This window comes from Alkalibacterium indicireducens, assembly GCF_039522005.1.
In the GTDB taxonomy this organism is placed as follows: Bacteria; Bacillota; Bacilli; order Lactobacillales; family Carnobacteriaceae_A; genus Alkalibacterium; species Alkalibacterium indicireducens.
On the sequence record NZ_BAAADA010000153.1, the window covers coordinates 1 to 7,246 of the forward strand.

Below are 7,246 nucleotides of genomic sequence, written 5' to 3' on the forward strand. Positions count from 1 at the left end.
TTTTTACTTTTTTCGAAAATACTGTCGAGCAAGCTCGAGCGCCATTCATCACCCGCTTATAGAAGCGAGTGTCTTCAGTCGCAGTACGATAAATCACATACTCGACATTGGTCAATTAGCCCGAGGAATAAGCAATTCTGAAACCAACGTGACCCCTTTGTTCGTCTAGTGAGATAAATGATTTACATTTATTTATAGCTATCATAGAATTTAGTGTTGACAGGTGATGTAAAACCTTGCTATAGTAATGAGCAACAAGAAACAAACATCATAAATGTGTAAAGATAAGTACTATTAGGAAGTCTTCTCAGAGAGCCCCGACTGGTGAAAAGGGGTAGGATGGAAAAATAGGAAAATGGTCTTTTAAAGCTTCGGACAGCTATTTACACCTGTTCAAGCTGAAGCAGATTGGACGAATGTTAAAATAAGTCCACTACGGTCACACCCGTTACAGTGTCACAGTATCACGCACTTCTTGTGCAGCGTACTGGTGGAGGCAATGAGAAGAAATTCCATTGCAAATCAAGGTGGTAACACGAGACTATTTCGTCCTTGGAGGAAGTTCGCTTGAAGCGGACTTCTTTCAGGGACTTTTTTAATACCTGAAAACAATATAAGTAAAACACGTAAGAGATGAGTAAATGACACTAAAGTAAAACAGAGAGCCTGTGCATGCTGAAAGCAGGTTTACTTGAAGACATTGAATATGGTCTCTATGACAAACTTGCTCGGCATGACTTCTACGCAAGTTCAAGTGGGATACCGATCCTTTTATAGGCTAGGCTATCACGGCAGCAACCGTTACTGCTTTTGAGAAAGAAGAATTGATACTCTTCTTTCCTCAATGAGGTGTTTTTTGCGAGAAAGACACAAACAAAGGTGGTACCACGACTTAAGCGTTCGTCCTTTGATTAGACTAAATAAAACCGGTTTGCTGGTTTTGACTGTCTAATCAAGACGACCGCTTTTTTTATATCATCAGATGCTCATTCAGCAGATAAAGGGGAGAGAAACAATGATAGAACTGAAACATATCGATGTACACTTTGAAACGAAAGAACATATACTTCATGCCGTTCGTGATGTATCACTGACCATTGAAAAAGGAGATGTCTACGGGATCGTCGGCTATTCAGGAGCTGGAAAAAGTACCCTTGTGAGAACGATCAATTTACTGCAGCGCCCTTCTAACGGGACTGTTCATGTCAGTGGTCAGGACCTTCTGGGGTTGAATGCAAAAGACTTGCGTAGTGCACGAAAGAAAATAGGCATGATCTTTCAGCATTTCAATCTGATGAATGCTCGCACAGTCGCTGGGAATGTTCATTATGCCTTGCGTTCAAGCTCCTTGTCTTCTGAAGAGAAAAAACTGAAAGTCACAGAACTTCTTGACCTAGTTGGTCTAGCTGATAAACACGACGTCTACCCTTCCCAATTATCAGGCGGTCAGAAACAGCGTGTAGGAATAGCCCGGGCATTGGCCAACGATCCCGAAGTCTTGCTCTGTGATGAAGCGACGAGTGCGCTGGACCCCAAGACCACTTTGTCGATACTGGAATTGCTGAAAGACTTGAATGACAAGCTTGGATTGACCATTGTCATTATCACTCATGAAATGGAGGTAATCAAAGAGATTTGCAATAAAGTAGCTGTAATGGAAAATGGTTCAGTCGTTGAAGAAGGTGATATCGTGTCCATCTTTACTGATCCTAAGAATGCATTGACCCAAGAGTTCATTAACACGGCAACCCACATTGATCAGGCCTTGGTGAAACTGGCCAAACACCCATCAATTCTTGATCTCCATGATAACGACATCGTTGTAAGGCTCTCATTCGTTGGTCAGAGTACAAATGAACCGCTCATAGCCAGTCTCTATTCACGATTTACGGTTACGACAAATATCTTGTATGGTGATATCGAAATTCTCTACGATACCCCTATTGGAAATTTGATCGTCATATTAAGTGGCTCGTCTCAACAGATAAAGCAAGCTGTCAATTATCTCGAATCACAGCAGGTAACCGTCCAGCAGCTTGAAAAAATTCAGCTGGTAAACAAATCGAAAGTAATTCCATTGAATAGAGAGAAAATTATTTAGTTTCGGGAGGAAAATAATATGAATAGATTACTTAACTGGTTAGAGACCATCGCACCTAATGTCTGGGCAATTCCTGACCGCATTCTTCAAAGCACATGGCAGACCATCTACATGACTCTGATTGCAGCAGTAATTGCAGGAACAATCGGAATCACGTTCGGAGTGATCTTAGTCATAACGAACAGACGAGGTATTCTGGAAAAACCACGGTTATATAATAAATTAGAGCAGTTTATTAATACAGGGCGTTCCGTCCCATTTATTATTCTGATGGCTCTGCTCGCACCTTTCACTCGCTTTATTGTAGGGACGACGATTGGAACGACCGCTGCCATTGTGCCCCTAACTATCGGGATTATTCCTTTTTATTCACGTCAGGTTGAAAATGCTTTGCTTGAAGTTGATCCTGGTATAGTAGAAGCCGCTGAATCCATGGGATCCTCACCGTTGGAAATTATATTCGGCGTATATTTAAAAGAAGGCCTCCCTTCTCTCGTTCGTGTGTCTGCTGTATCGATTATTAATCTAATCGGTCTAACTACCATGGCAGGCGTCGTTGGGGGCGGTGGGTTAGGCGACTTGGCTATTGCTAGAGGATACAACCGTTATCAGCTGGATATCACTATTGTCTCCACTCTTTTGATCATGCTGATCGTCTTTGTCACCCAATGGATCGGACGTATTCTGATCAGAAAAACAACACATTAACAAACAAGCTAAATTACATTAACACAATAATAAAAATAGAATGGAGAAATAATGATGAAAAAAGGATTTTTAGCTCTACTAAGTATTGTATTCGCGGTTGTACTGGCTGCTTGTGGAAATGATGGAGAAACGGTAAGACTGGGGGTAGTGGGCGAAAATAATGAAGCCTGGGAAAGCGTTCGAGATCGGCTGGCGGATGAAGGAATCAACTTGGAAATCGTTACTTTTTCAGATTATCAAACCCCTAATACAGCTCTAGCTGACGGAGATATCGAATTGAACGCCTTTCAGACTGTAATCTTCTTAGACGACTTCAATGATGATACCGGAAATGACTTGACCCCGATTGGCTATACAACGCTCAACCCTTTAGGTATTTATTCTGAATACGTGGAAGATGTATCCGATATTCAAGAAGGAGACACAATCGTTATCCCGAACGATGCATCAAACGAAGGTCGCGCATTGATTTTATTACAGTCAGCAGGGCTTCTTGAAGTGGATCCAGAAGCAGGGAACCGCCCCGTCGTAGACGATATAACAAGCAATCCATTAAATCTGGATATCGTGACCGTTGCAGGAAACCAGACGGCTCGCTCATTAACTGATGCCGCTGCAGCTGTGATCAACGTCGGTATGGCTATTGATGCTGGCTTAATCCCTTCACAGGATGCGATTTTCCTTGAGCCTGTGAATGAAGATTCAGAACCATACATCAATGCTATCGTTGTCCGTTCTGAAGATGTTGACAACGACATATATCAGAAGATTGTTGACACTTACCAGACAGATGAAACAGCTGAAATCATTGCAGAAACCACTCAGAACTCTTCTATTCCTGTTTGGGATTAAATTTAACCAAAAAAAGGATCTATCTCTCTGTAACTACACAGAATGGTGGATCCTTTCTTTTTGACTAGAACTATTTTTTTATCCATTAACTAAACGTTCACGCAGTTTGTTGGAGAAAATCTCAACTGCCAGGATCAGAACAACCAGTCCAATCAGGATTGATCCGACTTCGCTCCATCTGTAAGAACGCATGGCGAATATCAGAGGTGCTCCAATTCCTCCAGCTCCAACTAGTCCCAGTATGGTTGCATCACGCAGGTTCATATCGTAACGGTAGATCGTTACAGACAGGAAGCTTGAGAACAGCTGTGGCAGAATGCCGTAACGTACTTTCTGGTAAGTCGTACAGCCCATAGAGGTCATGGCTTCAAGAACGCCTCTGTCCAGGTTTTCAATGACATCCACGTATAAACGCGAAATCATACCGATCGAAGTCAGAGACATCGTCAGCACACCTGCATATGGACCAGGTCCAGTTACACGGATGAACATTAACCCGTATACAAGTGAAGGAATGGTCCGGATAAAGATAACGACCAGACGTGTCACAAAGGCTACAGGCCTGGAAACGATACTTGGGGACATCAAGAATGAGATCGGGATCGCCAGAAAGGACCCGAATACTGTTCCTAAAAAGGCGATGGCGATCGTTTCAAACAAGAGCCCTGGTACCCCTCCACCTGATGTGAAGTCAAACAGGAATTCCAGGTCCGGTGAAAACAGCCCGCGGAAGATATTTCTGGCGATTCTCATTCCTTGTTGATCAAAACCAGTGATATTGACTCCCATGAATGACCAGATGATAAGAGCAGTCAGGATGATTGCAATAGTTGATAAATAAACTTTACGATTTGGTGCTTTTTCAAGTTGCTGTGCAACAGCTTTATTCATTTTCTCTCTGCTCCTTTATTAAGTCAGTTTCATTCGGAAGTATTCACTGATGCGTTCAATCACGAAGACAACCAGCATCAATATCAGAAGGACCATTCCCACGCTCGGGTAGTCTCTCCAGCCCAAACGCTCGTCCAGCAGGAGACCGACTCCTCCGGCTCCTACATAACCAAGAATGGCTGCATATCTTATATTTCCTTCAAAGGCATATAATGACACAGACAAGTAGGTTGGAAGAACATCCGGTACGATAGCATAGCGGAAAGCTTCCACTTTGGACAGACCCATGGATTCATGCGCTTCAAAAGCCCCCATATCGACGTTTTCAATATGTTCATACATCAGTTTACCAATATAAGACAGGGTAAAGAGGAAAATCGCTACCGTTCCGGCCATAGTTCCCAGTCCGAAGATGAACGTAGCAATCAATGCAGAAATCAGCGTAGGCAGCGTTCTTAAAATACTCAGGAACAGTTTGAAAAAGCCGTTTAATAACCGGTTCCTTATTATGTTACTGGATGACAGCAAAGCAAACGGTATAGCCAGTAAGGCTCCGGCAATGGATCCCAGAAGTGACATCTGAATCGTATCGAAAAGCGGGCCCCATACATTATTCATAAAATTAAAGTTTGGCGGGAACATGGCAGTTAGTATGACAATGAACTGATGTCCTCGTGTTCTTAACATCGACAGGTCCACACCTGTGACTTCCCATGACACAACCGTCACGAATAAAACGATCAGAAGAATAAGAGGAGCTCGGGAAGCACGCTGTTTCACTCCTTTTCCATTCGACAAAGTATAGGTCTTAGGTTTGAAAATCTTATCGTATACTGTTTCTCTCATGCTCGTCCCTCCTAGACCTCTGCTTCTTCCGGTTCATCCATTTTAGGAACATTGTCGGCACTGCCGTAGATCTGGTCCAGTACATCCTGAGAAACATCTTCGGATTTTCCATCATACACGACTTCTCCCTGACGGATACCGATTACGCGATCGGCATACTCCAGAGCCAGTTCAACGTGGTGAATGTTGATCAGGATGGACATGTTTGTTTCCTGATTGATTCGTTTGAAGTCATCCATGACCACTTTAGCTGTGACTGGGTCAAGGGACGCAACCGGTTCATCTGCTAAGATAATATCCGGATTCTGAGCAATCGTACGGGCTAGTGCCACACGCTGCTGCTGACCACCTGAGAGCTGATCGACACGATTATATGCTTTGTCCAGGATACCTACTTTATCCAGGGCTTCAAGTGCTTCTACTTTTTTCTCCTTAGGAAACAGACCAACGAACTTTCTCCACCATGACAGTTCAGGTACAGATGAAATCAATACATTATTAATTACTGATGTACGTGTCACTAAGTTGAACGACTGGAAGATCATTCCAATTTTACGACGGAAAGAACGGATCTGCTTTCCACTCAGTTGTCCGACATTTACATCATTAACGGTCAATGTTCCCTCGTTAATTTCATGCATACGGTTGATGCAGCGGATAAGTGTGGATTTTCCGGCACCAGACAATCCGATAATCGCAACGAATTCTCCCTGATCAATGGTCAGATTTACATTTTTCAAGGCAGTGACCCCATTCGGGTATATCTTGTTTACATCTTTAAATTTTATCATTTTGGCCTATTTCCTCTCTGGAGATAATCAAAAAGAAAGCCAGGAGAGGGCGCTCCCAGCTTAATTTTTCATTTAGTTTAGTCGTAAATTCTTAAATTATTCAGACATGTCGCGTAGAATCTGTTGTGCTTCTCTTTCTACGTCATAGTCTTCGCTTGTTGCAGGTTTATAACCTTCGTGTGAGTAGATCGCGATGACTTCGCGTCCTTCGTCTGTCTGTGCAATGTTGATGAATGACTGCTGTAGAGCTTCGATCAGATCGTCATCCATGATTTCTGAGAACCGGCTGACACTGATTGTATCGTTGTAGATTCCTGGTGTTACACCTACGACATCTGTATCTTCCCAAATATCGTTATCAGCACCAAAGTCTTCTTCCCAGATATCAACATAGTCGCGACGTGCATCTGCGTAAGCAACGATCAGATCGACCTGTTCAGCTGCCAGTCTTGCAAATGAGTTCGCATAAGAGTCAGCTTGAACGATCTGGCTTAGGTCTGTCAGAGACCGACCAAAGTTTTCCTGCATCCAGATTGTTGGATAAATGTATCCAGCAGATGAAGAAGAGCTCATAACGCTCCAAGACGCTGAATCAACATCTTCCCAAGTAAGTTCTTCTCCGCTGTTAATTTTATCAGCTAATTCTCTACCTTTTTCAGATGGACCTGCGATCAGGATTGAACGGTAGTACGTCACCTGTTCGTCAGTAGCTTCAGTCGGTTTGTTTTCATTCCAGTCAGCTGGGTTATCTGAATCGTTGTTCAGACCAGCACGTGTTGCAGTCAGAATAACTTCTGCAGAATCATCATACAGGACGTATGTTCCACCTGGAAGGAAGCCCACATCAAGTGTTCCGGCAGACATTGCTTCTCCAACCGCTTCATAGTTTGTTCCTACAGTAATTTCAACTGCGCCGACATCGTAACCATGCTCAGCCAGCTCAGCAATCAGGAGATCTTCTAATGGTTCAGTTGCAACATAAATCTCTTTGAATTTGCCCTTTTTACGTCAGGGCAGCCTCTAAATCGAGCATGTAGGAGGAAGGCAATGGAACACT

At 43.2% G+C, this 7,246-nt stretch carries 7 protein-coding genes; 3 read left to right on the plus strand and 4 right to left on the minus strand.

Annotated elements, in window-relative coordinates:
- Positions 1-1,015 precede the first annotated feature (1,015 nt).
- From ABFX15_RS08955 to ABFX15_RS08965, 3 genes are read left to right on the plus strand one after another with little or no spacing between them, the layout of a single operon-like run.
- Positions 1,016-2,101 (plus strand): methionine ABC transporter ATP-binding protein, encoded by a 1,086-nt coding sequence (locus ABFX15_RS08955; RefSeq protein ID WP_346025086.1) that lies wholly within the window; start codon positions 1,016-1,018, stop codon positions 2,099-2,101.
- 18 nt (positions 2,102-2,119) lie between these two features.
- Positions 2,120-2,809 (plus strand): methionine ABC transporter permease, encoded by a 690-nt coding sequence (locus tag ABFX15_RS08960; RefSeq protein ID WP_091268627.1) that lies wholly within the window; start codon positions 2,120-2,122, stop codon positions 2,807-2,809.
- Positions 2,810-2,863: 54 nt separating this feature from the next.
- A complete protein-coding gene (locus tag ABFX15_RS08965; RefSeq protein WP_346025087.1) occupies positions 2,864-3,661 on the plus strand; it encodes a MetQ/NlpA family ABC transporter substrate-binding protein in 798 nt (265 codons plus the stop codon).
- A gap of 78 nt (positions 3,662-3,739) precedes the next feature.
- Here the strand turns inward: ABFX15_RS08965 and phnE (ABFX15_RS08970) are convergent, their stop codons facing one another.
- From phnE (ABFX15_RS08970) to ABFX15_RS08985, 4 genes are all read right to left on the minus strand, one after another.
- Entirely contained in the window at positions 3,740-4,552 is an 813-nt protein-coding gene (phnE, locus tag ABFX15_RS08970; RefSeq protein WP_346025088.1) for a phosphonate ABC transporter, permease protein PhnE, read from the minus strand.
- A gap of 18 nt (positions 4,553-4,570) precedes the next feature.
- Entirely contained in the window at positions 4,571-5,398 is an 828-nt protein-coding gene (gene phnE, locus ABFX15_RS08975; RefSeq protein ID WP_346025089.1) for a phosphonate ABC transporter, permease protein PhnE, read from the minus strand.
- Between the two features lie 11 nt (positions 5,399-5,409).
- On the minus strand, positions 5,410-6,189 hold the full coding sequence (gene phnC, locus ABFX15_RS08980; RefSeq protein ID WP_346025090.1) for a phosphonate ABC transporter ATP-binding protein: 780 nt from the start codon (positions 6,187-6,189) through the stop codon (positions 5,410-5,412).
- A 96-nt stretch (positions 6,190-6,285) separates the two neighbouring features.
- On the minus strand, positions 6,286-7,173 hold the full coding sequence (locus ABFX15_RS08985; RefSeq protein WP_346025091.1) for a phosphate/phosphite/phosphonate ABC transporter substrate-binding protein: 888 nt from the start codon (positions 7,171-7,173) through the stop codon (positions 6,286-6,288).
- Between the last annotated feature and the right edge of the window lie 73 nt (positions 7,174-7,246).

Bases quoted from the DNA above. Each gene is read 5' to 3' on its own strand.
- ABFX15_RS08955 (WP_346025086.1), top strand. From the start codon at position 1,016: ATGATAGAACTGAAACATATCGATGTACACTTTGAAACGAAAGAACAT.
- ABFX15_RS08960 (WP_091268627.1), top strand. From the start codon at position 2,120: ATGAATAGATTACTTAACTGGTTAGAGACCATCGCACCTAATGTCTGG.
- ABFX15_RS08965 (WP_346025087.1), top strand. From the start codon at position 2,864: ATGAAAAAAGGATTTTTAGCTCTACTAAGTATTGTATTCGCGGTTGTA.
- phnE (WP_346025088.1), bottom strand. From the start codon at position 4,552: ATGAATAAAGCTGTTGCACAGCAACTTGAAAAAGCACCAAATCGTAAA.
- phnE (WP_346025089.1), bottom strand. From the start codon at position 5,398: ATGAGAGAAACAGTATACGATAAGATTTTCAAACCTAAGACCTATACT.
- phnC (WP_346025090.1), bottom strand. From the start codon at position 6,189: ATGATAAAATTTAAAGATGTAAACAAGATATACCCGAATGGGGTCACT.